Consider the following 24,518-nt stretch of genomic DNA (forward strand, 5'->3'; position numbering starts at 1 on the left):
TCGTGGGAAAAAGACAAGTAGTACGTGTCCGGGAGGAGATTAATCATGGAAATAGTGGATGCCCGTGCTTTACCCGCCGATCATATGGATGTCTTGCATGTCACACCATCGTCGATCTATTTTCGACGTCGTCTCGATGACGCCCGTTACCACATCAGCCGGTATGATCTTGAAGATCAAGAACAGGTCGATCTAACGCCAGAAGCCTTGACGGATCACGGACCAACCCGACCGTTCGTGCGGCACGGAAGAGTCTATTGTTTGAATGAACATACGCAAGAGCAGGGCGGGGAGACGGAAGTGCTCGTCATCGATCTCTTGTCCGGTAAACGGGAGCAGATTGCGTCGTTTTATGTCGAAGGGGATTTGACGCTCTACTGGGTGCTCAATGAGAACTATCTCGTATTCTTACAAACGACGGATACGACGTCTGCGTTTTTGTATGACGTTAAGGATGAAACGCGGCAGACGATTCGTGATCCACGGCTCTACGGGATGACGGAGAATTACCGGGAACTCTATTTCTTTCTCGTCACGCTCGAAGAGAAGGAGTATATCGTCTGTAATGCCCGGCTCGATGAGTTCTCGTTCTATGATGCCCTTGAAAGTGGTGTCATCTCACCAGAAGATCCGATCGACCACTCGGAAAGTCTGTTGATTGCCCCACTACCGACCTTGATCGAGGAGATCGAACGTGGTGTTGAGCACTTATCGTTCGCAACCTTGTTGAAGTTAGAAGGGGAAGGGGATACCGTTCAGTATCTCGGAGAACAGGAAGGGCATCTGATCTTCAGTGCCTATACCGATCGTTTGAACGAAGAAATCTTTTACCGGATTGATACGGAAGCGAGTGTCGAAGAGGTTGCCCGGATTCAGTGGAGTGACTATGAACCGCTCGACTTCACGTACGATGACGTCGAGTCGACGATCTTCATCGTCAATGACCGGTCCGAGCACCATCATGAAGTGATCAACTTACGCAACGGTGCCCGATTCCTCGATAAGGAGCCGTTCGAACGTGTCTTACGTGGACGCTTTTATCTACACGAAGCGATCGGAGACGACGCGGAACCAATGGTCACGGTCTATGACGCAGAACACAATGAACGCTATCGGTTCGAGGATGCCTATTATGTCACCGTATCCGGGGAACTCGTCATCTTATCGGTCCATCAACTATGAAAAAAGAGCGGTTGTTCTTTTCGTGAGAGCAACCGTTCATCATCAAGAATGCAATTATTTCAACTACCGAATTCATTATAAAAACAAAAAACCAGCCGAGAGTGAACCTCGGGCTGGCTAGAAATGCTACACTTATTCTGCGTCAGTCGTACGTGTGTAGACGTCGACTTGGATGTTTCCAGCAGTTGCACGTGAGTAAGGGCAGACCGTATGCGCGACTTTCGCAAGTTCAGCCGCCGCTTCTTCCGAGATCCCACGGACGAGAACATCGAGTTCGACGGAAAGCATGAATCCGTCAGCTGCTTCGTTTAATGTCACGTGTGCTGTGACTTCACTGCCATCGTGTTTGATCCCTTGTTTGCGAGCGACCATGTTCAAGGCAGAGTCGAAGCAAGCAGAATATCCTGCAGCAAAGAGTTGTTCTGGGTTCGTTGCTTGTTTTTTCGATCCTGGTACCGGCATTGCGAGGGCGACGTCAAGAATACCGTCCTCCGATACGACGCGTCCGTCGCGACCTCCGACAGCTGTTGCAGATGATGTGAACATTGGTTTCATGTGTGTAACTCCCTTTCGTTGTTAGATTCAAATAAGTAGCTTACAATTAGATTGTATACAATTTAAATCGAAATGCAACTCGTTTGCTCACGATAGGAGGAATTTTTTATGAACCCGTTAGCTTTAGATGAACAACTCTGTTTTCCGTTTTATGCGATTTCGCGTGAGATCACGCGTCGTTATCGTCCGTTACTTGAACCACTTGGTCTGACGTATCCGCAATATCTCGTCATGCTCGTCGTCTGGGAAGAGGAGGGACAATCACTCAAAGCCATCGGTGAACGGCTCCATCTTGATTCGGGAACGTTGACGCCGTTACTGAAGAAACTCGAAGCGGCAGATCTGTTGCGACGCGTCCGTAAGCCGGAAGACGAACGGCACATCCAGATCTTTTTAACGGATGCTGGTCGTGCGTTACGGAAACAAGCAGAGACTGTTCCGCTTGATCTCGTCCAGACACTCGACGTCGACGAAGAAGACTTACGCGTCGTCAAAGCGGCACTGAATCGTCTCGTCATGAAAATGAGCGACCCGGATTAACCGGATCGCTCATTGTCTTATTTACGGCGGAAACCTTCTTCTTCAAGATAGTTCGCTGCTTCCTTATACGAGTTGAATGCACCGTCTAAAAGATCACCAGCGTAGACGAGCCACGTGTCGATGTCTTCATTGAGCAACGTTAATTCGAACTGGTTATCGTTGACCCATGTTTCTTCGAGTGTTTCGACCGATTGGACCGTCGAGAGTGCTTTGATTGCATCTTCTAATAAGAGAATTAGAGCAGGCTCTGAAAATTCACGGATATTGACGAATCCTTTTTCGTCCGTTTCATAACCTGGTAGACCAGCGGCATAGACGAAGCCGTTTCCGTTCGGATGCAAATGATAGACGAGATTCTTCTTCTCATACTGACTGTCCGGGAATTGGAAATTGACGCGTTTTAGCGAGACATCTTTGCGGACGAGCTGTGGGAAAGTCTCGATAATTCGTAGTTTTTCTTCAAAAGTTAACATGGTTCCTCCTTGGTGTTACAGTTCTTCACTTCTATATATGCGATGAAATCAAACAAAATGTCAACCGCTGTCTGAAACCAAGCGACGTTTTTAACCGTAAATGGAAACGAAAGGAAGTGTTTTTTTGATGTCTACTGTACAATGGCATACGCTGCCAGAACGATCGATTCGAGCAGAACGGCTCGGATTGTTGCCGTTACACGGCTTGATCGCCGTCATTTTGATCGGAACGACGATTACCCAAGTCATGTGGCTCGACCTGACACCTTGGTGGATGGGCATCGCCGGTCTGCTTTGGCTGATCTATTTCATTCCCCGTATCGTCTACATACCCGTTCTTCGCTTGAAGTATATGCGTTATCGCATCGATGAGGAATTTCTCGTCGTCCGCAACGGCATCTTCTTCCGCCGCGAAGTCACCGTGCCGCTCGTCAAGGTGCAATTGATCGATAGCCAAACGGGACCGATCCTGCGTCGCTATGATTTGATCACACTTGATATTCGAACGGCATCCGGCTTCGTCACGTTGTCACGACTCGATCGTGCGCAAGGAGACGCGCTACGCACACAAGTCGAACGCTTTGCGAAACTCGAGGAACGGGAGGAGGAATCGTTATGACCCGGCGCGTCCACCCGCTGTTCATCGTGATGTCGAGTATCTCGATCATCCGCTCGCTCCTGATTCCGTTCGCCGCCTTGATTTTAAATGCGATCCGCAAAGGCGAGATCAACACCTATACGTGGATCGGGATCAGTGTTGGGATTGTGTTCGTCCTCTTATATGGGATCGCCTCCTGGTATTTCTATACGTTCACGATTGATGCCGAGACGATTCGGGTCCGCAAAGGAATTCTCCAAAAAAGTGAACGGACGACGCAACGTAAACGGATCGAGTCGATCGGCATTCAGCAAAACGTCATCGAACGACTGCTGCGTCTTGCGACGTTGACCGTCGAGACGTCGTCTGAGAGCGGAACACCAGAAGTCGAACTAAAAGGGATCCGTCTTGATTTTGCGAAAGAACTAAAGTCTTCGATCAAAAACGAGGGGCAACTCGTCGTCGAAGAACAGCAGGCGGAAGTCGCCTATACGATCCCTGTCCGCGATTTGGTATTAGCTGGTGCCTTGTCGGGACGCGTCGGACTAGCGCTCGTCGGGATCGGGACCGCCTATCAATTCATCGATCAGTTCATTGAACGTTATGTCGATCGACTGTTCTCGGAACTCGCTCATTTATCGTTGTTCGTCTTGACGGGACTTGGCGTCCTCGTCTTACTCGTCATCTATATCGGCTCGATCATCGTCTATATCTTGAAATACGGTTCGTACCGTGCCGTCTTGCAACACAACCGATTATTGATCGGGTACGGAATGTTGAACCGGACCGAGGTCGCGTTTCATGCTGATAAGATTCAAGCCCTCGTCATTCAGGAAAGCTGGATTCAGCGGTTGATTGGACGGGCTAGCCTGTCCTTGCACATCATCTCGGCGACTGGAGAAAAGGAGCGACTGTTGCTCCATCCATTCATCCGGACGAACGAGATTGATCCGTTCCTAGCGACATATCTGCCGCGCTTTCGTCAGTTCAGTCCGCAGCATGAAGTCGCACCGATTGGCTTTCGCTACCGGGTTCGTTGGCCGTTACTCGGTTATGCGCTGTTGTTTACGGCACTAAGCAGTGTCGTCATCATCGTCCTTGATTCCTCATGGCGCTTCTTGATCTTGCTTCTGTTCATCTGGTTACCGTTCTATTACTTCGCTGTGCGCAGCGGTTACCGAAAGACCCGTTTCGGAACCGGTCACGATCTCTTGATGTTACGCAAACAATGGGTCCAAAAAGAGACCGTCTATACGCCACGACTGAAAATTGAGGAATTGACCTGGTCCGTTTCTCGCTGGCTCGAAGCAAAGGAGATTGCCCGGATTGAGATTCAACTACGGGGCAATACTGCTTTTAACGCGCTTTATTTTGAACGAACGGATATCGATACCTTACAGCGCTGGTATAAACAATCGTTCCTTTCGACCCCGTTAGCAGGGGAAGTGAAAACCGACGACGAATAAGGAAAGACTCACTGTCGGAAAGGAAGCGAAGCACATGCGCAAATGGGGAATCGGCATCGTGTTGCTCGTCACGTGTCTGCTATTGTTCATCGTCTATGATGGATACCGGATGCAAGAAACATTGATCGGTCAGTCGGACGCTTCTCCGATTCTGAAGACGACAAGAAACGGACAAGTGACGAACGACGAGACATGGTTCAAACAAACGAGCGAGACGCAGCAATGGTCGAAGGACGGGATCGTCCGCTTCGGACGTTATCTACCGGTTGACGGTAGCAAACAGACGGTCCTCCTCGTTCCGGATGAGATGATGTTTTCACAGACCGGTGTTTATGCGCTTGCCCGTTATTACCATGAGGCTAATTTCAATGTCTTACTCATCGAACGGCGTGGGCAGGATCGAAGCGGTGGCGTCCGGAATTACGGTTGGCTCGATCGACTGGATGTCTTGGAATGGACGAAACGCCTGCTTGCTGAAAACGAAGACGATACACGAATCGTCTATCACGGACTCGGTGTCGGCGCAGCGACCGTCTTACTCGCTTCTGGCGAGACCGTACCAACCCAAGTCCGGGCGATCGTCGCTGAAGGAGCTTACGCCCGACTCGACGACTGGCTCAGTCTACTTGCGGACGAACAGATCCGTTACCCGGCACTTCCGTCTCTGACGATCGCGAGCATGTGGAACAAGGGCGAGCAAGATTTCTTTTATGGTGACGTCTCGGTGACCCGTCAAGCAACGAAGAGTCGGGTTCCGACGATGTTCATTCATGGAATGAAGGACGAACTCGTTCCGGTTCGGATGATGTACGAACTGTATCAAGCAAAAACGGGATTAAAACAATTGTATCCAGTTCGCGATGCCGGTCATGACGAGACTTACACGATGGACCCGGATAACTACGAAAAACGATTACGCTTATTCTTGCAACCGTACTTGCGGGAGATGTAAAGAAGGGAAGACTGATGCATGCAGACGACACATCCATCCTACTTCTGGGTCGGATCCGACGAACCATTCGTCGACACGAAGCAGATTGACCAGATTGGTCGAGTGACGCTCGGACGATTCGGAGGCTGCTCAAGAAGCGGTCAATATAAAAACGAAGACGGGGCTGCCATCTTAATCGGCGACGATTGGGAGATGACCGTCGTCTTAGACGCTCATAAGACAGCGGATAGTGCGGCACTTGTCTTACAGCAGTTAGCACAACACGAGTCGCGCATTCGGACTGATCTTGATGCCCCACTTACGGACGCATTCCAACGAATCGAGACGACCGTGCTGGATCTATTTCAAGATCCGGACTTTTTAGCGGCGTGTGCGACGTTGCAAGGAGAAACCGCTTGTTTGATTGCCGTCCGGAAAGGGCGCTTCATCTGGTGGTTCTCGGTCGGTGACGTCGTCTTGTATCTGTTTCACCCGGAGCTGATGAAGATGGGACAAGCCGCCTTGAACCAGCGTCAATTCTATGAATGGATCGGACGCGCGAACACGTTTGCGTTACCGGTCCCGAGTTACGCGCGAGGGATCCGCGAATTGCGCCAAGGCGAGAATCAGTTGTTCGTGACGACGGATGGTTTGCTTGAGTGCCCGGGAACCCCATATGCTGACGCGATGCAGATCGAGGAAACTTTACGATCAGGTGGTGTCAAAGAACTTCTCTCGACAATCGAGGCACAGGGTGTTCGTGACAGTACGACGGTCGTTACATGGACCGTCACGATTGACGAACGCGTCACCCAACCTAGTGATACATGAAATAACCCGCGCTCCTGCTTGAGCGCGGGTTATTGTTATTCTGTTTCAGGCGTTTGTTCCTGTTGCTGATCGAGTTCGACCGGTTCTTGGTCTACGGGTGGCTTCGCTTCAGCCAACGGGAAGGCGATGCCCGCACTTGTCAGCAAGGTGATCAAGGCGGCGCTCGTCAATGTTTGACGCATGATCCGACACGTCCTTTCTGTCTGATTCCGACACTATATTTTAATAATTCTGAACATTCTTCATCGTTTCGTCAAGCAATCTTTTACTTCCACTACGTATTTTTCCCAAAAACCCAGTATACTTAAACATGAAAAAGGGGGAAATCGATTGAAATTAACGAAAGCCAACACACGTCTATTAGAAACCGTTTTACCACGCTTGAACCTGAATGTCGCAGAACCGGACCGGACGGAGATTGAAGACCGTCTGCGGGCAGATATCTATGAAGCCCAGCGGAAACAGCGTCCATTCGAAGAGATTCACGGACTATCGGTCGAAGCACGCCTCGATCAGATGATTGCTGAATTACCACAACGACACCGGATGGAGACACAAAAACGCTGGACGCGAAACTATGTCTCGTCGATCCTGATGTTCATCTTCATCGAAGGGATCGATGGATTGTTCCAATTCGCTTTGATTGACTACTTATTCTTCTCGATCATCGCTCTATTCTTGATCGACGCGATGTCACAAGTCATCACGGCACCGAAGCTTAAACAAGTCAAACCGCGGGTGTGGATTCAATTCGTCATCAGCTTCATTTTATTTTCAACCTACAAGGCACTGCTCGTGACGGTCTTCCCGGCACCAGACGTCTTAATTCAAGTCAGCGGAACGCCGTCTTATCTCATCGGCATCGCGGGACTCGTTGGTCTCTACATCTACTGGTCAAAGAATCCGTTACGAAAGCGCGGCGCATAATTCGCGAGAGGAGAGGATTGCGTGGAGTTCACACATTGGAAACGACGGCTGCAAGATCATTTCGAACGAATGGGCTTTTCCCTACTGACGGAACGATTAGCATCGCAGGACATGGTCAAGCTCGAAGCGACACATGGTGCCTTCCTGTTCTTTCCGGTGACGATCCATCTGTATGAGCGTTCCGGCTGGAAGATGGTCGCCTTCGAGGCAAAGACGGAGGAGGAGCCGCAACTCGTCGAGCAGCAGATCGCCTCGTTATTCCAACTCTTAATGGTGACGTTCCAAGAAGAAGAGCGCGAGTTCCTACTCGGATTTCATGCGAATACCGGTCGTTACCTGACGGACCGTAATGCACCCGTCGGACGGCTCGTCCGTCTGATCGAAGAGTGTTGGTATGACGGTGACGTCCTGCGAGTCGACACATTCGATCCGTTTCCGGGACTGTTCGTCGCGCCACCTTTTGCCCATCAAAGTTATGCCTTCATGCCGGAAGATCGGACGTGGCGCTTATCCGTCGGGCGTACTGGACGTCCGGCGAACGATTATCGATTCGACGGAACGATCTTGTCCCTACACCGCTTACCGGAATCGGAATTATTCACCGTGACACCAAAGACGGTCCCGTTAGAGGATGAAGAGGCGATCCGGACCTTACTGGAAACAGAACGACAGACGATCGCTAAGTTCCATGATCGCGCCATGGCGACGATTCGGGCGTACGATCCATCATTTGGTTTTGCTTGGCGCGGGACGCAGACATTTTTCCACGGTGTTCCGGTCAATCCATTCGCACAGCGCTTGTGGCTCGAGAACGGCGTGACGCGATACCGGATTCTACAACAAGGATCGACGCGATTGCTTGCTTCCGGTGAGACGTGTGACGCTGTCATCGAAATGCTCGATGATGCCGTCAGCAGTGAAGAACCGGATGGTCAATCCGTCAGTCCGATTGGTCAACTGATTCTCGGGATTTGGCAACAGATCGAGTCGGACGAAGCGACGTATATCACGAACGTCGATTGCCGCGGCATCTCGCGTACACAAGCCGATAACCGGATCCGCCACGCGCTAGCAAGGCAAGAGACGATCGAGTGGGTGCACCGGGCACCGAACGAAGATGATATTTGTCGCTTTGCCGGTCTGACGTTGACCTTCCCGCATCGTCCACCGGGTGTCATCACGATTGAACGAACGGAAGCAGAATAACACGAACAGGCACGTCCGCGAGTAAGCAGACGTGCCTGTTCGTTTTTTTAGTGCGCGTGCTGTGACAATCGATTAAAGACGACGGACAGACTGTAATAGATCATTGCTGTCAGAGTAGCGATCGTAAAAGAAAGCGGCAGGTCAAATTCGTCCTTCGTCGTCAAGAGAATCAGGAGACTCGCAATCACGATGCCGTACATCCCATAACCAACGACTGTCGGCACATACGCTAGTGTCGTTGAAGAACGATTAATGATCATGCCGATGATAAAGTCGAGTAAAAAGCCGGACAGCAAGATGATTGGCAAGGCGAATAAGACGTATGACAAAAATGTTGAACCGAATGAATCATACATCGTATTCGCTTCCCTCTCTGTAATCGGTGTATAGGATATGTACGTCAGCACAGTGCAAACGAGACCGGTTGTCATAATAACGGCAAGCAATCGCTTCAACATGAATTTTCCTCCTTTATTTTCCTTATTGAGTATACCAATCCACACCAAAAAACACACCCTACTGGAGGATGTGTAAAGAACGACCTATAACCCGAGCGACACGATTAGCCGTCGAACATCCTGATCCGCTTGTTTAGGTGTCAAAATCAACAGTTGATCGTCTACGAGGACACGTGTCTGACCACGCGGCGTCAGAATTTCATCTTCACGAATGATTGCAACGACGAGCACATCCTGGGGCATCTCGATATCCTGTAGCGTTTTTCCGGCAATCACACTGTTTGTCGAGACCCTGACCTCGATGATCTCCGCTTGTGGATGGGTGACGGTCATGAATTTCAGGAACGGTTCGACCGTCGTGTCGTGCTGTGTCTCAAGCCCCATTCGCCGGACGATCCACGGCAAGGCCGTTCCTTGCAAGAGAGCAGACGTCATGACGGTGAAGAAAACGATATTGAAAAGAAGCGGCGCTTCCGCGAGACCACTGGAAAGCGGATAGGTCGCGAGAATGATCGGAACGGCGCCCCGTAATCCGGCTGCCGTGATGACACTCTGTTCTTTGACCGTGTATCGAAACGGCAGCAACGACAAGACGACGGCAAGTGGACGAGCAAGCAGGATCAAGGTCAGAACGATGACGGCCGAGACGAACAAGGTCCGAGGATCGAGTAATTGTTTTGGAAAGACGAGCAGTCCGAGCATGATGAACATGCCGATCTCTGCTAAATGCGACAAGCTGCCACTGAATCGTTTGAGCGTCTCGCGGTAGATCATGTCATGATTGTTGATCCAGATCCCGGTCAAATAGACGGCGAGAAACCCACTGGCGTGCAAAATCGTCGCGAGACCATACGAGAAGAGCGCCCCACTGAACAGAAGCGTCGGATAAAGGGCGGACGATGGCAACTCGATCCGGTTCAGCAGTTGTGTGACGAGATACCCGATCGCAAGACCAACTAGCGTCCCGAGTCCCATCTCGTAGATGAAGGAAAGAATACCCGCACCGATCGAGAACGATTCCGGCGCTAACGCAAACGATGTGAACAAGATTGTCAGGAAGACGGCCATCGGATCATTCGTTCCGGACTCCGCTTCGAGCGTATGTTTGACTTTGGCATCGACCGGTCGTCCACTGAGCAGGGAAAAAACAGCAGCCGCATCAGTCGAGCCGACGAGCGCGCCGATCAATAGCGCGACCGGCCAAGAAAAATCAAGTAATAGATACGCAACGATGGCAATGATCCCGGTCGTTGCCAGGACCCCGACGGTCGCAAGCGACAGGGCAGCGGGGAGAATTTTCCGGAAGTGTGTCCACTTCGTATGCAAGCCACCGTCAAACAGAATCAGCACGAGCGCCATCGTCCCAAAGAGACGAGCTTGCTCGAAATCACCAAAGTTGATGATTCCTGTGACATCTGACCCTGCCACAATCCCGACGACGACGAACAGGATCAACGTCGGTACATTTAACCGGACGGCAAACTTCGTCGTGATGATCGCAATCAATAGTAACGTTCCTGCGACGAATAAGATCGTCCCTTCTTCCATCCGACCACCTCTTTCGTGATAACATGTTCTCCTTTTAGTATACGTTACTTTTTGAAAATTTCGAAAAATAACGTCAAAACAAGGTGTACAAACGAAAAGAAAAAGGAAAACTAGAAACAGAACTATTTGCGTTCAATACGGAACACAAGGAGGAAAAGGGATGAACATCTGTATCGTCACGGGTGCCAACTCCGGCATGGGGATGGTCACGATTCAAGAATTATTGGAACGAGGAGATCGGGTCATCGCTACCGTCCGTTCGCAGAAAAAAGCGACGGCACTCGTGCAACTACTGCGGGAACATGGTGTATCGCATACGCACCTGGAAATCGAGATCGTCCAACTCGATCAACTGGACTCCGTCCGTCGCTTCGCGGATCGTCTGTTTGATTTAGTGGGTCGCATCGACCGCTTGATTTTAAACGCCGGTGTCATGGTACCGCCGTATCATGTCACGAAGGACGGCTTCGAATCACAATTCCAGGTCAACTACTTGAGTCATTTCTATTTGATTGAGCGCTTATTGCCGTTACTTGAGAAAGGGAACGACCCGCGCGTCATCTCGATTTCGTCGCTCGCAGGTGAAGGTGGCTTGATTCGGACCGACGTCGAACTCGAGGCGATCGCTCACGTCAAAAAAGAACACTATAGTCCGATGCGTTCTTACCGCGAATCAAAGCTCCTGCAAATGATTCATATGCGTGAACTGGCTGAAACACACGGCGACCGGATCACGTTCGTCAGCGTCCACCCGGGGATCGTCAATACGGATTTGTTCTATCGCGGCAAGTACGGCAAAGTGATGAAGACGTTACTCAAACCGGTCGCGCAAGTCGGGTACTGGACCGGAAAACTCTATACGCCGGAATACGGCGCAAAGACGGCACTCTATCTCGCAACGACCGACGATCCGCTTGACAACGGCGGCTACTATGCGGATTCCGCTCCACGACTCAGCAATCCGATCGTCGAAGACGACGAGTACCGGGCACAAGCACGGAATCTGTCGCGCCGCTGGGTCGAACTCGCCTGAATGACAAAAAAAACGACCGGCTCGTGGGAAGCCGGTCGTTTACCGTTGTGACGACTGGGGGTCAGATCACTCCTAAAGGATACGTTACATTGAAATAAAATTGTGGAATATGAAAAAAATCACAAAATAATGGGGAACGATGAAATCTTGAAGCAAAAAGGTTTTCTTCTCGCTGTACATTCGTTAGGATAGAGAAGAATTTTTTTGTAACAGGAGGAATAACATGATACGACAAGCTACATCAAAAGACGTTCGAAACATCGCAACCCTACTTGAGCAAAAAGCGCTCTCCCTCAAAGCCAGTGGCAGTAGCCAGTGGTCTGCTTATCTGGAGCAAGACATCGAACAACTCGTCGCGCGAGATTTAGAAGCCGGCCGCCTGTATGTCCTTGAGGATCAGAACGAGCTGCTTGGTTCCGTTGCCCTGCTTCCTTCGCTCGAATGGGATCAATCCTTGTGGGATGATGTAGAAGGTCTGTATATCCATCGAATCGTCGTCAGCGACCGCGCAAAAGGACGTGGTGTCGGTCGAAAACTACTGGAACACGCGATTGCAGTGACAGAGGATGAAGGAGAAATCCTACGACTCGACTGTGTCGCTTCAAACGAGTTTCTCAACGCGTATTACACGTCTTTCGGATTCGTCCATCAAGGAACACGGGACGGCTTCTCGATTTATGAGTATGAACGCATCGAAGCGACGGCTTGAAGCGGTTCAATCAAGACAACGGTCGTTTCGTTTGGTATGGTAATAGAAAAAGAACGGTTCAAGGAGTGATCGGATGCGATTGAATATCGGCTTCATCGGCTTTGGCAAAAGTACGACCCGTTACCATTTACCGTACGTGATGATCGAGGACAACTATCACGTCACCTGGATTTACAATCGGAAGGAAAAACCGGAGCTGTTCGCCTCCTATCAGGATCGACTGCCGGATGCCCGTTTTACGACGGATCTATCCGAAATGCTCGCTGACCCGGCACTTGATGTCGTCGTCATCAATACACCACCGGCGACCCATTTCGAATACGCGTTGCTCGCGTTGCAACATCAAAAGCACGTGCTCGTCGAAAAGCCATTTACGGTGACGGAAGAGGAGACGAAGCGTCTATTTGCAGAAGCACATGCGCAAGGCGTCAAGATTCTCGCCTATCAAAACCGACGTTACGACAGCGACTTCCAAGTCGTTGCGCAAATCATCCGTTCCGGGAAACTTGGTCGTCTCGTCGAGGTCGTCTCGCAATTTGATCTATTCCGCCCGGAAGCGGCTTCAGCTGATGCGCGTCACGAAAACGGTGCGCTTTACGGACTCGGCGTCCATACGCTCGATCAAATCATCGCTTTGTTCGGAAAACCGGACAAGGTCGCCTTTGACGTGCGCAGTGTTCGACTGCCGCATAATCCAGACGACGCGTTTGCGATTGATCTCTATTATCCGGAGCTTAAGGTCAGCGTTCGGACGAGTCATGTCGCACTTGCCCCGGCACCCCGGTGGATGTTACACGGTACGAACGGCACGTTCATCAAACAACACGTCGACCGGCAAGAGCTCGACCTGAAAGCGAACTACTTCCCGGGAGAAGAGGGGTTCGGTGAGGATTCAGAAGACGATTATGGGCGTTTGATCTATCACGACGAACACGGTCATCTGCAAGACGTCCGGATTCCAAGTCCTGTTGGCGATTACGGTAAAATGTATCGCGCCTTTTACCGTAGTATCGTCGAGGACGCGCCGCTACCAGTCAAGGAAGAGGATACCTTGTTCGTCGCTCATCTGCTCGAACAAGCATTTGCGCAACCATCACCATATATTTTAACGATTAAAAATTAAATTTTATTTTGATTTCAGAAAGATGACAACTCGACTGTGCCCGTAGGCATGATCGAGTTTTTTTGATATAACGAACAAGGACGTTCCTCATTTTTCAGATTTTTCTAAAGAAATGTTGATTATTTTTTCAAAAAGTTGGGAAAAGGGGAACGAGTCACCAAATTACACCATAGGGGGTCTATCATGAAACGTTTTTTCTCCGTACTGCTGATTGCAGTCATCTTCGTTGGCGTACTCAGTCCTTCGCTCATTGCTGAAGCAGCAACGAAATTAACCGTGACGACGGATGTTTTGCGCGTTCGCGAAAAACCGTCGACATCGAGTAAGATTCTCGGAAAGATTTACAAAGGAAACGTCTACAGTTCAAAAGGCACGTCTGGCAGCTGGTACAAAATCAGCTTTAAATCCCGCATCGGCTACATACACAAGGATTTCGTCAAATCGTCTTCGTCGAAGTACACATCGACCGGGACGAAGTATACGACGGTCGGCACACTTAACGTCCGGACGGGTGCTGGAACGAAGTATAAGGTCGTAGGGCAGCTGAATAAAGGGGTTGCCGTCGCGACATACGGCACGTCAGGGAGCTGGACACGGATTCTCTACAAGGGAAGCTACCGCTATATCTCGACGCAATACGTCTCGAAGTCGAAACCATCGACGACGACGAAGAAGCTAAACGTCCCGTACTACAACCAATATTCACTCGGGTATCCATCTGGCTGTGAGTTCGTCTCGTTGAAGATGGCACTCGAATACAAGAAAAAAGCCGTCTCTGCTGCGTCACTCTATAAGCAAATGCCAAAAAGTATGAAGAACGCGACGTATAAGAACGGAAAGTATTACTGGGCAGATCCAGAAAAAATGTTCACGGGGAATCCAGCCGGTACGCTCGACTACTACAAGAACTGGGGCATCTACCCGAAAGGGATCCTACCACTTGCGAAAAAATACCGCAGTGGTGCCGTTGATATCTCGAAACAAGGCGTCTCGAAAATTGAGAGTGAAATCCGTAGCGGTAACCCAGTCATCGTCTGGGCAACGGTCGATTTCAAGAATCCATATGGCTACTTCTCTTGGATCAAACCGGACGGTAAAACATTCACAGGCTACCGGAACTATCACGTCATGCTCGTGACAGGTGTCTCAAGTGGTTCGTTCTACGTCTCGGACCCATACCGCGGCAAGTACAGTGTCAGTCGCTCGCAGTTCACATCCGTTTTCAATCAAACGGGACAATATGCGTTATCTGTTCGTTAAACTCTCATCCGGTCGCTCCGACGCGACCGGATTTTTGTCATTTTCAGGCATATCGATACGAAATCTACTGTAAAATGAAGGAGTTCACCTGCTAGGTGTGTAAAAGAATGACAATGTATTCATGAAAGGAAGTGAAGAGATGGAAGATCCACGGATCACGCGTCTCGAGCAGGAGGTAGCGGCGTTACGACAACGAGTAGCTGCCCTTGAAGGACAGCACACTTCGCCTGTCGCACCTGAACCGAGCGAACCAGAAGTAAGTACAGTCGCTCGCCCAGCTCCGCGCCCTGCTTATACGAAACGAAAACCGGTTGTTCCTCCACCAACATTTAAGGAAAAACGCTCCCGCGAAGAATGGGAACAGGTCATCGCGACCGTCTGGTTACCCCGGATTGGAGCGATATTCGCTGCACTCGGGGCTTTATTCCTTTTCTCCTACGCCTCGGTTGCCGGTCTGATCAGTCCACCTGTCCGCATCGGAAGTGGGGTCTTGATTGGTTTACTCGTCATCGCTCTCGGAGAATACCAGTATGAGAAGAAACGACGTGAGCTCGGGGTCGGACTTGTCGCGACCGGTACGATCGTCGCGTTGGCGGCACTGTTCGCCGGGATGGCCTTATATCAATTCTATCCACCGTCTTTAGCTTTCTTACTTGAGCTCGTCGTCGTCTTCATCGCGTACGGTTTGATGCTCTGGATGCGATCGCAAGCCTTGCTCGTCCTCGTATCCATCACCGGTTTCTTATTACCGTATCTACAATTATCGGACGAGCCGAACCTACCGCTCTTCTTATTGTACGAAGTCGTCTTGTTCGCAGCGATCTTCTTTGCCGTTGACCGACTGAAGGCAAAAAAAGCGTTCGTCTTCGCTTGGGTGATCTTTACGATTGCACTCGCGTTCGGTCTACTCTCGTTAGAGCTCTACTGGCTTGATGAACAGGTACCACGACTTGATGAGTGGTCGGTCTTACTTGCAGCACTCTTTGGTTACGGTGCGACGTCGTTCGTCGGTCGACGCATCCAGTTTCAGCCAAACGTCCCAAGCTGGCTTGCCGGAATTGTCGTCTTACTGACGTTACTGATCCTTGATTGGTCGTTCGGAATGCTAGTAGCGATTCTGTTCGCCGGAATTGCCTACGTGCTTGCGGAACGATTGAAGGATCACGCTCAAAACGGCGTCGGTCACGTTGCCTTACTCGTCGCCGTCCTCTTGATTCCGGCAGATGCCCTCAGCTGGACGTATCAACTACGCTACTTCTTGATTGCCGGATTGATCGCCGCATTTTGGTTCGTTCCGCGGGCGCGCATGCCACATCAACGGTTGTTTAACGTCGGCTTGTATGTCGTCTTTATCTTTTCAGCCGTCATTGATTATGAATCCTATCAAAACATAGGTTTGTCCTACGCTTTGACTGTTCTCGCGATGGTCGTCGCTTCAACGGCATTCGTCTTGCTCCTCGTTCAGACACATCGTGATCCGCTCTGGAAAGGGTCATGGCAACTTGTCCTCGTTTTAGCCGCAATCGGGGTTTTTACGACCTACACGTTGATCATCATGGAGTTACCATTCTACCGCGGTCTTGAAGAGACGGCGCGTAGTACGACGTTGTCCGCTGCCTATATTGTCCTCGCACTCGTCCTTGTCGCGATTGGTCGGATGCGGACGTCGTCGACGTGGCGATTGTCCGGATTGTTGCTACTGACCATCAGTGCCGTCAAGCTCTTACTGTTCGATTTGTCGTTCCTGAGCTTATTCCAAAAAGCGTTCGTCTTCATTGGCTTCGGGATCGTCACGTTCATCATTTCACGGACGTACTTCAAAAAACGCAAAGAACAAGCCTGATAGAGCGCTTGAATCGGTTGAAATAAACCGGTTCAAGCTTTTTTTTATTGCAAAAAATTTTTATTGATAACGATTATCATTGTCGTCTATACTATTTAAGGAACTGACTTAATTAGTAACAGGGGGAACCATACATGAAACAAGCATTATTGATGACAGGGGCGCTCGCCGTCGTTTTAGCAGGTTGCAGTGAAGCGAAACAGGCGGAGACACCAGCACCGAAAAAAGAGAATTTTGACCAGGTCGTTGAGGATTACCGGACGTATGCGATTAACGAAATCGATACGTTCGTCCGCGAGACGGAAAAATTCACCGATGCCGTACAGGCTGGCAAGCTTGAAGAAGCGAAAGCATTGTACGCACCAACACGGATGTATTACGAACGCGCAGAACCAATCGCGGAAGTGTTCGGTGACCTTGATCCGAAGATCGATGCGCGAGCAGGCGACGTGAAAGCGTCGGAATGGGGTGGTTACCACCGGATCGAGCAAGGGTTATTTGAAAAGGGAACGACAAAAGGTTATGAAGCGTACGCGAAACAATTGATGAAGGACGTCCACTTACTTCGGGCAAAGGTCGAGACGGTCGAGGTGACACCAGAATTACTCGTCACGGGGGCGACCGATCTGTTAAACGAGGTCTCGACGTCAAAAGTGACAGGGGAAGAAGACCGTTATTCGCATACTGATTTATATGACTTCGCGGCAAACGTCGAAGGGGCTGAAAAAATTTACGAACTATTGAACCCGGCGCTGAAAAAACAAGATGCGGCGTTATCAAAAGAGATTGCGGCTCGCTTCAAGGATGTCCATGCGTTACTCGACGCGAAGAAAAAGGGCGATGGCTATGTCCTTTATACGAGTCTCTCGAAACAAGATGTCAAACAGATGAGTGTCGCCATCAATGAACTCGCGGAACCGCTCTCGAAGATGGGCATCGTACTGGAGGGATAAGCATGAAACCAATCCAAGAAGGTGTCACGCGGCGTGACGTTCTTAAGGTCGCGGGCTTGACGAGTCTCGGTGCTGCCCTGTATGCCAGTGGTCTTGAAAAGTTTCTTCCGCGGACATTGACTGTTGAAGCCAGTGATCAAGAGCCGTTCTACGGTACGTATCAAGCGGGAATTCTGACTCCACCACAAAATCACGTCCAAGTCGTAGCGTTTGATATCAAGACGGACCGACGCGACGAACTCGTTGATTTACTAAAGCGTTGGACGCGATTATGCGCCAGACTTGCGGCCGGGTTACCATATGGCGACTCTGAGTCCCGTTATGTTCCACCGGAAGATACGGGGGAAGCGGATGGATTATCTGCCGGACACTTGACGTTTACGTTCGGGTGCGGTCCAAGTCTGTTTGACGGTCGCTTCGGCATCCGTCATAAACGACCGGATGCCCTTAAACCGTTGCCGACGTTCGATCTCGATCGTCTGGACGAAAAATGGAGCGGTGGCGACCTCGTCGTCCAAGTGTGTGGTGATGATGCCCAAGTCGTCTTCCATGCGATCCGTAACCTCGTCCGTGTCGGGCGTGGGACGGTCGCGATGCGTTGGTCGCAAGCTGGTTTCCAGCGCAGTAAAGCAGCAGATGCCTCTGGTGGGACGCCGCGTAATCTGTTCGGCTTCAAGGACGGCACGGGGAATCCTGACGTCTCGAAGAAGCAGGTCCGGAAAGACTCTCTCTTTTGTCAGTGGCAAGACGGGACACCATGGTTGACGAACGGCTCGTTCCTTGTCGTCCGTCGCATCCAGATGCATCTTGAAGTCTGGGACCGGACGATTCTAAAAGAGCAAGAACGGACCTTCGGACGCGAACGTGCTTCCGGGGCTCCGCTTGGCTCAACAGACGAGTTCGCTTCCGTCACACCAGCGAAACGACAAGCTCGTGGCGAAGCCGCCTTACCGGTTGACTCGCATACCGCTGTCGCACACGGGGACGGGAAGACAGCGATCTTACGCCGTTCCTACTCGTATCAAGACGGCATCGATGAAAAGACGGGTGCCCTTGATGCCGGACTGCTGTTTTTATCGTATCAGCGTTCACCGAAACAATTCATCGAGATTCAGCGTCGTCTTGCCGCACAGGACCGATTGAATGAATACATCACGCACCGTGGAAGTGCCATCTTCGCTTGCTTCGGTGGAATCTCGAAAGGAGGCTACATCGGTGATGCGTTATTTGCGTAATCTCGTCCTTGTATTTGTACTCCTTATAGCCGGTCAACACGCGGTGCCCGTCCATGCTGCATCGACGGATGATCTCTATGTCGCAATCGGACAAGCCCTGTCTGCCGTCGCAAGTGAAGATCGCGCGGCACTGAATCAAGCGATTGATGAACTAGGACAAGCTGCTCAAGACTTACCTGATCAACAAACGGCAATCACGAAAGCCGTCAAACAGGTCGATGCGAAACGATCGGCAACGTTTCCGGAAGTCCGCGAGCAACTGACAGCTCTCTCTGCTGCCGTCCGGAAGCAGGAAGAAGCAACGAAACCGAAGACAGACCCCGCTGCGAAGTCAAAAGTAAAACAATTACTTTTGTTGACGAAAGAGATGCGGCAGGTCAAGGCGAGCGACCGTCCGGCAGCGGAGCAACGATTGTTGACCGCATGGGCGACGCACGAGAGTCTTGTTCGCAATGACAGTGTCGGTCACTATGGCAACATCGAGATGGCGCTCGCGTCGATCCGGATCGCGGCGGCGCGTGAATCCGCGGATACGAAGGAATGGCAAGCCGCACTTGATCAGTTCGATACGGCCGTTCAGTCTTTCCTCGACGGAGAGAAAGTCCAGGCGAAGAAAACGGGACTGCAGTCGCTGCTGACGCCACTCGAGGAGGCGCAAACCGCACTAGCTGAAAATGATTTACCGAAAGCGAAACAAGCACTCGAATCGTTTCTGAAGACTTGGCCACGTGCGGAAGGCGAGGTCCGGACACGTAATGAAGGTCTCTATTCCCAGCTTGAATCAGATGTACCACTGTTACTTGCCCGCCTGACGCCGGAAACGCGGGAAAAGACGGCACAAGAACTCCAGTCGTTTGAGAATGCTATCGCACAATTACAAACGAAGACGCATTATACGTTTGTTGATGCAATGCTCGTCATGCTGCGGGAAGGTCTCGAAGCGTTACTGATCGTCAGTGCGCTCGTTGCTTTCGCACGGAAAAGTCGTTCAAAACAAGAAGGGAAGGTCTGGGCAGGCGCTGGGCTTGGTCTGATCGCAAGCGGTCTGTTAGCGCTCATCCTCCAGACGGTCTTTCAGGCCTCGTTCGCGGCGACGGGTCGGGAACAAATCGAAGGCTATACAGGAATCGTCGCGGTCGTTGTCATGTTGTTCGTCGGCTATTGGTTGCACTCGAAAAGCGCCGTTGCGAAACGAAAACACTTTTTAGCAACGCTTTCGACGACGTCCTTGTTCTTCGTCAGCTTCTTGACGATCTTCCGAGAAGGCGCCGAGACGTTGTTATTTTATATCGGAATGGCACCAGCGATGACGAAAACTGCCTTATTATCCGGAATCGGTCTCGCGATCATCATCATCGGTCTCGTCTCGTATGTGGTCATCCAGATTGGTGTCCGTTTACCGATCCATCGTCTGTTCCAAGTCGCGTCGTGGTTAATCTATCTAATGGCGTTCAAGATTCTTGGTACGAGTCTGCACGCGTTGCAGCTGACGAACGTCTTACCGATTCATCCAATCAATGGACTCGGAACTGCCGGGTGGATTGGTTTCTACCCAACGCTCGAGACGCTTATCCCACAAGTCGTCCTGATGATTCTGATTGCCTTGTTTACGATCTGGCAAAAGCGTCGTGCGTCTTCAATCCAGACTGCTGCTTGATCCATTTTTCAATTTCAGGTTTCAACTATTATGTTCCGGGTATAACTTCTTATCAGCAGCTTGCTGCATGAAAGAGAGGGATTTTTATGCTTGAAACACGCATCGTACGAAACATGACCGCTGTCGACGCAGAAGTGACGAGCCTCAAATCAAGTGGCTATTCGAATAAACAGATTTACATCTTTGCCAAAGACGAAGAACTCGCGGAACGGATCGCGAATGACACACAGACGTTACCATACCGCGTGACGAAGAAGTCGTTCTTTGAGACGTTATTATCAGCCGTCCGGAGTAACCGAAATGACCGGATTGCTCAGTTGTCCGAGCTTGGCATGACGAAGGATGTCGCTGAGGATCTAGAAGATGAAGTCCGACACGGGCGGATCGTCATCGTCGGTTCGAAGTCCGATTTACTGAATCCAGCGTTCGCGGCGTCTTACGTGACGGATGAAACAACCGATTATGGTGCTGGAGTTCCGAAACTTGAAGACGAGGAAACGACGACGACGTTACCAGCCGATCAAAACGTCAAGTTAAAAGATGAATGATACAAAAGCCTCCTGTTTCTCAGCGTAGAGACAGGAGGCTTTTGTTTAGCCTTCTCATGGAAGGGAATGGGAAAATTGAGAGGAGGAAAGACAATGCAATTCTTATATGTTGGTTATTATGATGCAGATCGAATGGATGTTTTATCGAAGGAAGAGATCGATGCTTTGATGTCGCGTTGTGATGCGTTGATGAACACCTTCAATGAACAAGTCGATGTCCTATCAGACTGGCACCCGGGTCTTACGACACAAGCATTTTACTGGCAAGATGGGGTCGTACAGAAGAAAGTAGAGCCGGATCGAGCGCATGGAGAGCAGATTGGCAGTTTGATTGTCTTTGAAGCACGTGATTTGGATCATGCGATGGAACTGGCTTCCCTTCATCCGACGACTCAAGTCGCAGAAGGGGAATCTTACGGTTGGCGCGCAGAAGTCCGTCCATTATCAGGTACCTCTTGATGTATGGATTATGGACGACATTTACGACTCAAACCGGACAACGCGACCACGTCATCGCCCTGTTACTTGAAGCTGCGGCTTCTTTAGAGACTCATCCGAGTTGTCTGCACTACATCATCAGTATTTCTGACGAACCGGATGTGCTACATGTCCGTGAAATCTGGACGGATGCCGCTGCACACCTCGCGTCTTTAGAGTTACCGGTGACGCGGCGTTTGATTACGCAAGCGCGTCCATTGCTCGAGCATGTTGAACGCGTGCTCGAAGACCACCCGCTCGGTGGCAAAGGACTCATGTAAACCAAAAACCCCTCCTCTAGTCGAGAAGGGGTTACATGCTGTTAGGTTGTCGTCCACTGGATATCGATGACATCCGACGATCGCACCATCCGGCGCATACCTGTCGATGTGACGAGTTCAATCGTTCCGCGGTCATGAAAAATCGCTTGGATCGAACCGGATACCGTATCGAGTTGTTTTAATCGGACTTGGACCGTCTGTCCGGTCCGGACTGCACGTTCCATGATGTGTTGTAAGGAGAGGCGATCACGAACGATCGTCTCTTCGCGTGATTGATACAGATGTTCAAGATGAAGGATATGCTGGCGTGAAGTCAGTTGTTTCCACTTGCGATTCGATCGTTTTTTAGATGCGAACATGGCTGACCACCTCCTGAATTGAGTCGTACGCTAGATAGTCGTGCGCTCTGCTTCAGTTATTTCCCTTCACGAACAGTGCTTAAACACGTGCTCCTGACATTTTTTCACGAAACGCCTCGATTGCGGCAATCGCTTCTTGATCGTGCTCGACCTCACCTGGTGCATTCCCTTCGGCAAGAATCGCTGTCTCAAGCGTTGCGCCAAGGAACGATGCGATATGCTCGAACTGCGTGACGAGTGCTTGTCCTTTGACGCGTGGATTATCTCCTCCGACCGCAATCAAGTGGAATCGTTTCCCTGCCATCCGACGTTTGAATTCAAGTTCTTCATCGCGCAGTGACTCGCTGAATCGGTCAATGAATAATTTCATCTTCGTCGACATCGAGTACCAGTAAATCGGAGTGATGAACAGGATGTCATCGTGTTCAAGCATCTCTTCGACGATCCGGCGATAGTCATCGCCAATCGGCAAAAAGCCTCCGTGATGACGGCGGTCTTCAATCGGCTGAATCGAGACGTTCGCCAAATCGACAGCAACATGAGGGATTCCTTTCAATGCTTGTTCCCCGAGCCATTCACTGTTTCCTTTACGTGAGCTACCAAAAATCGTATACATATCGTGCATCTCCTTTTGAATTCGATTGTTCTATTCTATTCCAAACTGCACTGTCAATACACCGATATGCTCACAATTGGTTTTGAATAAGGGTTTTGCGGAAAAAGACAAGAAGACGAAAAACAAATAGGGGAGGAACAGTCGAATGGAGAGAAGCACGCTCATTGCGCTAGAAAAACACTTATATGCCATCCACCTCGAGATGGATGGACTGGCGCGCCTCATTACGAAACAATTAATTCATTTGAGCCAAGTGGCTGCATCCGTCGAACATTTTCGACGGATGAGCTTTGATATCTATAAAAATCGGACGTCACTCGAGCAGATTCCGTCACAAGTCTTGTATGAGACGGCACTCGACTACGAAGACTGGCTCGAGGAAGAGTTTGATGAGATTCCTGCTAGCTGGCAGCTGGCAACGAAAGAAGAAGAGGCACTCGAGCAGCTTTGGTGGTTCGAATTCTCACGAATTCAAGCGGAGCTTGAAGAATGGCTCAGTCTCTATCTGATTCGCCGGATTCGAGAAGACGTTCGTTACATGCCACCGGTGATCGAGAAAAATGCCTATGCTTTATCAGAGGATGCCCGCCATGTCTTTTGGCGCCTCTTACAACGCTCCGTCGCGAAGCCTTCATCAAAGATTAAGGCGAACCAACTGTCATGTCGGATGGGCATCGCTGAGATTGCCCGCTGTGCCCGACTTAATCAAGACCGGACGCGTCGTGCGATTGGTGAACTGACGCGTCGTGGTCTGATTGCGATCGAGGAAGATGATGAGAAGCTAAAAATGCGGCTCCGCCTTCAAGTCATCTGATTGAAGGCGATGAATCGTTCGATCATCCGTTCATCTCGACGTGCGGATGGACCAATCCAAATCAGGTGACCAGGACTTTTCGATTCAATGAACTGCGCGTGAGGAATGCTCCGTCGTGCGTGTTCGGCATGCTCGAACGGAACAGCACGGTCTGACTTCGAATGGACGATCAAGACGGGACACGTGACGGCTTCAAGCCGTTCTCGTTCGATGTCTTGTGTGATATCAAACAAGACACCTCGCCCAGGACCATTTTGAAGACCAACTTCATATAATAACGACGCATCCGTCTCACTAATGTGGGTACGGATCGTTTCGCGTGGTAACAGACTCGTCATCTCGACCATCCGAACTGCTGCTTCTTCAGGAAACTTGCGTATCTTATCCTTCACATACGTCCAAAGCCCCCACTGGATGAACTGTAAAGGACGTTGTAAGACCGGTTGGATCAGAAGACGATGGTACGGCAGGGAAATCCGGTGCGTCATCGCACACGCTAAGACAAGGGCATGGACGCCTGGATCCATTCCAGCAAGCGCGATTGCCGTCGGTCCGCCGGCAGAGATGCCATAAACGGTGTACTGTTTAATCTGACGGGAAGCAAGCCACTTAGAATAGAATGTTGCGAGCGCCTCTGGACTATCAGCGAGCTGAAGTGGGGTTTGTCCGTACCCGGGGCGTGACGGTACGATGACGCGATATCCTGCCGCGATTAACTTCTCGACATGGTAGACTTCTCGGTAATCCGATTGTGTACCATGAATTAATAAAATGACGGGACCACTCCCGCTATCCCGGTATTCAAAACGCTGACCGTTCCATTCTGCGATATAATGCATCCCAATTCTCCTATCTCTTAATTTTTACCATTTTATTGTTAATCTCGTGTTTATTT

The 24,518-nt window shown here is 50.5% G+C and carries 28 protein-coding genes; 20 read left to right on the plus strand and 8 right to left on the minus strand.

Annotation, left to right across the window (positions count from 1 at the left end; translation table 11 throughout):
- The first annotated feature begins 45 nt into the window (after positions 1–45).
- Positions 46–1,182, plus strand: coding sequence for a hypothetical protein (locus KNQ12_RS00940; RefSeq protein ID WP_023468291.1), 1,137 nt, complete (start codon positions 46–48; stop codon positions 1,180–1,182).
- A 132-nt stretch (positions 1,183–1,314) separates the two neighbouring features.
- Here KNQ12_RS00940 and KNQ12_RS00945 read toward each other — a convergent pair whose 3' ends face one another.
- Positions 1,315–1,737, minus strand: coding sequence for an organic hydroperoxide resistance protein (locus tag KNQ12_RS00945; protein WP_023468292.1), 423 nt, complete (start codon positions 1,735–1,737; stop codon positions 1,315–1,317).
- 108 nt (positions 1,738–1,845) lie between these two features.
- On the opposite strand from KNQ12_RS00945, the gene KNQ12_RS00950 reads away from it, so the two are divergent.
- Positions 1,846–2,277: a MarR family winged helix-turn-helix transcriptional regulator gene (locus KNQ12_RS00950; RefSeq protein WP_023468293.1), complete on the plus strand. Its 432-nt coding sequence runs from the start codon at positions 1,846–1,848 to the stop codon at positions 2,275–2,277.
- Between the two features lie 17 nt (positions 2,278–2,294).
- Here the strand turns inward: KNQ12_RS00950 and KNQ12_RS00955 are convergent, their stop codons facing one another.
- Entirely contained in the window at positions 2,295–2,750 is a 456-nt protein-coding gene (locus KNQ12_RS00955) for a hypothetical protein (RefSeq protein ID WP_023468294.1), read from the minus strand.
- Positions 2,751–2,877: 127 nt separating this feature from the next.
- Here KNQ12_RS00955 and KNQ12_RS00960 point away from each other — a divergent pair, with 127 nt between their 5' ends.
- From KNQ12_RS00960 to KNQ12_RS00975, 4 genes are read left to right on the plus strand one after another with little or no spacing between them, the layout of a single operon-like run.
- Positions 2,878–3,369, plus strand: a complete 492-nt coding sequence (locus KNQ12_RS00960) for a PH domain-containing protein (protein WP_023468295.1) — start codon at positions 2,878–2,880, stop codon at positions 3,367–3,369.
- The gene (locus KNQ12_RS00965) at positions 3,366–4,814 is read left to right on the plus strand and encodes a PH domain-containing protein (RefSeq protein WP_023468296.1); all 1,449 of its coding nucleotides are present in this window, start codon (positions 3,366–3,368) and stop codon (positions 4,812–4,814) included. Before KNQ12_RS00960 ends, KNQ12_RS00965 begins: the two co-directional genes overlap by 4 nt.
- A 34-nt stretch (positions 4,815–4,848) precedes the next feature.
- Positions 4,849–5,766: an alpha/beta hydrolase gene (locus KNQ12_RS00970; protein WP_023468297.1), complete on the plus strand. Its 918-nt coding sequence runs from the start codon at positions 4,849–4,851 to the stop codon at positions 5,764–5,766.
- Between the two features lie 18 nt (positions 5,767–5,784).
- Positions 5,785–6,576, plus strand: a complete 792-nt coding sequence (locus KNQ12_RS00975) for a PP2C family serine/threonine-protein phosphatase (RefSeq protein ID WP_023468298.1) — start codon at positions 5,785–5,787, stop codon at positions 6,574–6,576.
- A 35-nt stretch (positions 6,577–6,611) separates the two neighbouring features.
- On the opposite strand, the gene KNQ12_RS00980 is transcribed toward KNQ12_RS00975, so the two are convergent.
- Positions 6,612–6,758: a hypothetical protein gene (locus KNQ12_RS00980; RefSeq protein WP_023468299.1), complete on the minus strand. Its 147-nt coding sequence runs from the start codon at positions 6,756–6,758 to the stop codon at positions 6,612–6,614.
- A 148-nt stretch (positions 6,759–6,906) separates the two neighbouring features.
- Between KNQ12_RS00980 and KNQ12_RS00985 the strand changes: the two genes are divergently transcribed.
- Both KNQ12_RS00985 and KNQ12_RS00990 read left to right on the plus strand, forming a co-directional pair.
- Entirely contained in the window at positions 6,907–7,503 is a 597-nt protein-coding gene (locus KNQ12_RS00985) for a hypothetical protein (protein WP_023468300.1), read from the plus strand.
- A gap of 21 nt (positions 7,504–7,524) precedes the next feature.
- Positions 7,525–8,709 carry a hypothetical protein gene (locus KNQ12_RS00990; protein WP_023468301.1) on the plus strand — a complete coding sequence of 395 codons (1,185 nt, stop codon included), beginning with the start codon at positions 7,525–7,527 and terminating at the stop codon, positions 8,707–8,709.
- 47 nt (positions 8,710–8,756) lie between these two features.
- On the opposite strand, the gene KNQ12_RS00995 is transcribed toward KNQ12_RS00990, so the two are convergent.
- Positions 8,757–9,167: a hypothetical protein gene (locus KNQ12_RS00995; protein ID WP_023468302.1), complete on the minus strand. Its 411-nt coding sequence runs from the start codon at positions 9,165–9,167 to the stop codon at positions 8,757–8,759.
- 84 nt (positions 9,168–9,251) lie between these two features.
- Entirely contained in the window at positions 9,252–10,715 is a 1,464-nt protein-coding gene (locus KNQ12_RS01000; protein WP_023468303.1) for a potassium/proton antiporter, read from the minus strand.
- Between the two features lie 160 nt (positions 10,716–10,875).
- Between KNQ12_RS01000 and KNQ12_RS01005 the strand changes: the two genes are divergently transcribed.
- From KNQ12_RS01005 to KNQ12_RS01055, 11 genes are all read left to right on the plus strand, one after another.
- Positions 10,876–11,748, plus strand: a complete 873-nt coding sequence (locus KNQ12_RS01005; protein ID WP_058713086.1) for an SDR family NAD(P)-dependent oxidoreductase — start codon at positions 10,876–10,878, stop codon at positions 11,746–11,748.
- A gap of 223 nt (positions 11,749–11,971) precedes the next feature.
- Positions 11,972–12,457: a GNAT family N-acetyltransferase gene (locus tag KNQ12_RS01010; protein WP_214745731.1), complete on the plus strand. Its 486-nt coding sequence runs from the start codon at positions 11,972–11,974 to the stop codon at positions 12,455–12,457.
- 73 nt (positions 12,458–12,530) lie between these two features.
- A complete protein-coding gene (locus KNQ12_RS01015; protein WP_023468306.1) occupies positions 12,531–13,580 on the plus strand; it encodes an oxidoreductase in 1,050 nt (349 codons plus the stop codon).
- A gap of 183 nt (positions 13,581–13,763) precedes the next feature.
- Entirely contained in the window at positions 13,764–14,840 is a 1,077-nt protein-coding gene (locus KNQ12_RS01020; protein WP_214745734.1) for a C39 family peptidase, read from the plus strand.
- A 121-nt stretch (positions 14,841–14,961) separates the two neighbouring features.
- Complete coding sequence (locus KNQ12_RS01025; RefSeq protein WP_251137739.1) at positions 14,962–16,683, plus strand: DUF2339 domain-containing protein; 1,722 nt, start codon at positions 14,962–14,964, stop codon at positions 16,681–16,683.
- A 134-nt stretch (positions 16,684–16,817) separates the two neighbouring features.
- The gene (gene efeO, locus KNQ12_RS01030) at positions 16,818–17,636 is read left to right on the plus strand and encodes an iron uptake system protein EfeO (RefSeq protein WP_023468309.1); all 819 of its coding nucleotides are present in this window, start codon (positions 16,818–16,820) and stop codon (positions 17,634–17,636) included.
- 2 nt (positions 17,637–17,638) lie between these two features.
- On the plus strand, positions 17,639–18,871 hold the full coding sequence (gene efeB / locus KNQ12_RS01035; protein WP_023468310.1) for an iron uptake transporter deferrochelatase/peroxidase subunit: 1,233 nt from the start codon (positions 17,639–17,641) through the stop codon (positions 18,869–18,871).
- Complete coding sequence (locus KNQ12_RS01040; protein WP_214747249.1) at positions 18,855–20,528, plus strand: FTR1 family protein; 1,674 nt, start codon at positions 18,855–18,857, stop codon at positions 20,526–20,528. The genes efeB and KNQ12_RS01040 overlap by 17 nt, the downstream gene beginning before the upstream one ends.
- Before the next feature lie 86 nt (positions 20,529–20,614).
- Positions 20,615–21,076 (plus strand): YflT domain-containing protein, encoded by a 462-nt coding sequence (locus tag KNQ12_RS01045; protein WP_075642336.1) that lies wholly within the window; start codon positions 20,615–20,617, stop codon positions 21,074–21,076.
- Between the two features lie 93 nt (positions 21,077–21,169).
- Positions 21,170–21,535, plus strand: a complete 366-nt coding sequence (locus KNQ12_RS01050; protein WP_023468313.1) for a YciI family protein — start codon at positions 21,170–21,172, stop codon at positions 21,533–21,535.
- Positions 21,535–21,834: a putative quinol monooxygenase gene (locus KNQ12_RS01055; RefSeq protein WP_041255111.1), complete on the plus strand. Its 300-nt coding sequence runs from the start codon at positions 21,535–21,537 to the stop codon at positions 21,832–21,834. Before KNQ12_RS01050 ends, KNQ12_RS01055 begins: the two co-directional genes overlap by 1 nt.
- A gap of 41 nt (positions 21,835–21,875) precedes the next feature.
- On the opposite strand, the gene KNQ12_RS01060 is transcribed toward KNQ12_RS01055, so the two are convergent.
- Complete coding sequence (locus KNQ12_RS01060) at positions 21,876–22,193, minus strand: hypothetical protein (RefSeq protein WP_214745739.1); 318 nt, start codon at positions 22,191–22,193, stop codon at positions 21,876–21,878.
- A gap of 79 nt (positions 22,194–22,272) precedes the next feature.
- Positions 22,273–22,809, minus strand: a complete 537-nt coding sequence (locus KNQ12_RS01065) for a flavodoxin family protein (protein ID WP_035397365.1) — start codon at positions 22,807–22,809, stop codon at positions 22,273–22,275.
- A gap of 145 nt (positions 22,810–22,954) precedes the next feature.
- Here KNQ12_RS01065 and KNQ12_RS01070 point away from each other — a divergent pair, with 145 nt between their 5' ends.
- Positions 22,955–23,623, plus strand: coding sequence for a hypothetical protein (locus tag KNQ12_RS01070; protein WP_023468317.1), 669 nt, complete (start codon positions 22,955–22,957; stop codon positions 23,621–23,623).
- Here KNQ12_RS01070 and KNQ12_RS01075 read toward each other — a convergent pair.
- Positions 23,611–24,462 (minus strand): alpha/beta fold hydrolase, encoded by an 852-nt coding sequence (locus KNQ12_RS01075; RefSeq protein ID WP_075642337.1) that lies wholly within the window; start codon positions 24,460–24,462, stop codon positions 23,611–23,613. The two genes, KNQ12_RS01070 and KNQ12_RS01075, sit on opposite strands and share 13 nt — an antisense overlap.
- Positions 24,463–24,518: the final 56 nt, after the last annotated feature.

It is taken from the genome of Exiguobacterium sp. s11 (assembly GCF_018619015.1).
In the GTDB taxonomy this organism is placed as follows: Bacteria; Bacillota; Bacilli; order Exiguobacteriales; family Exiguobacteriaceae; genus Exiguobacterium_A; species Exiguobacterium_A indicum.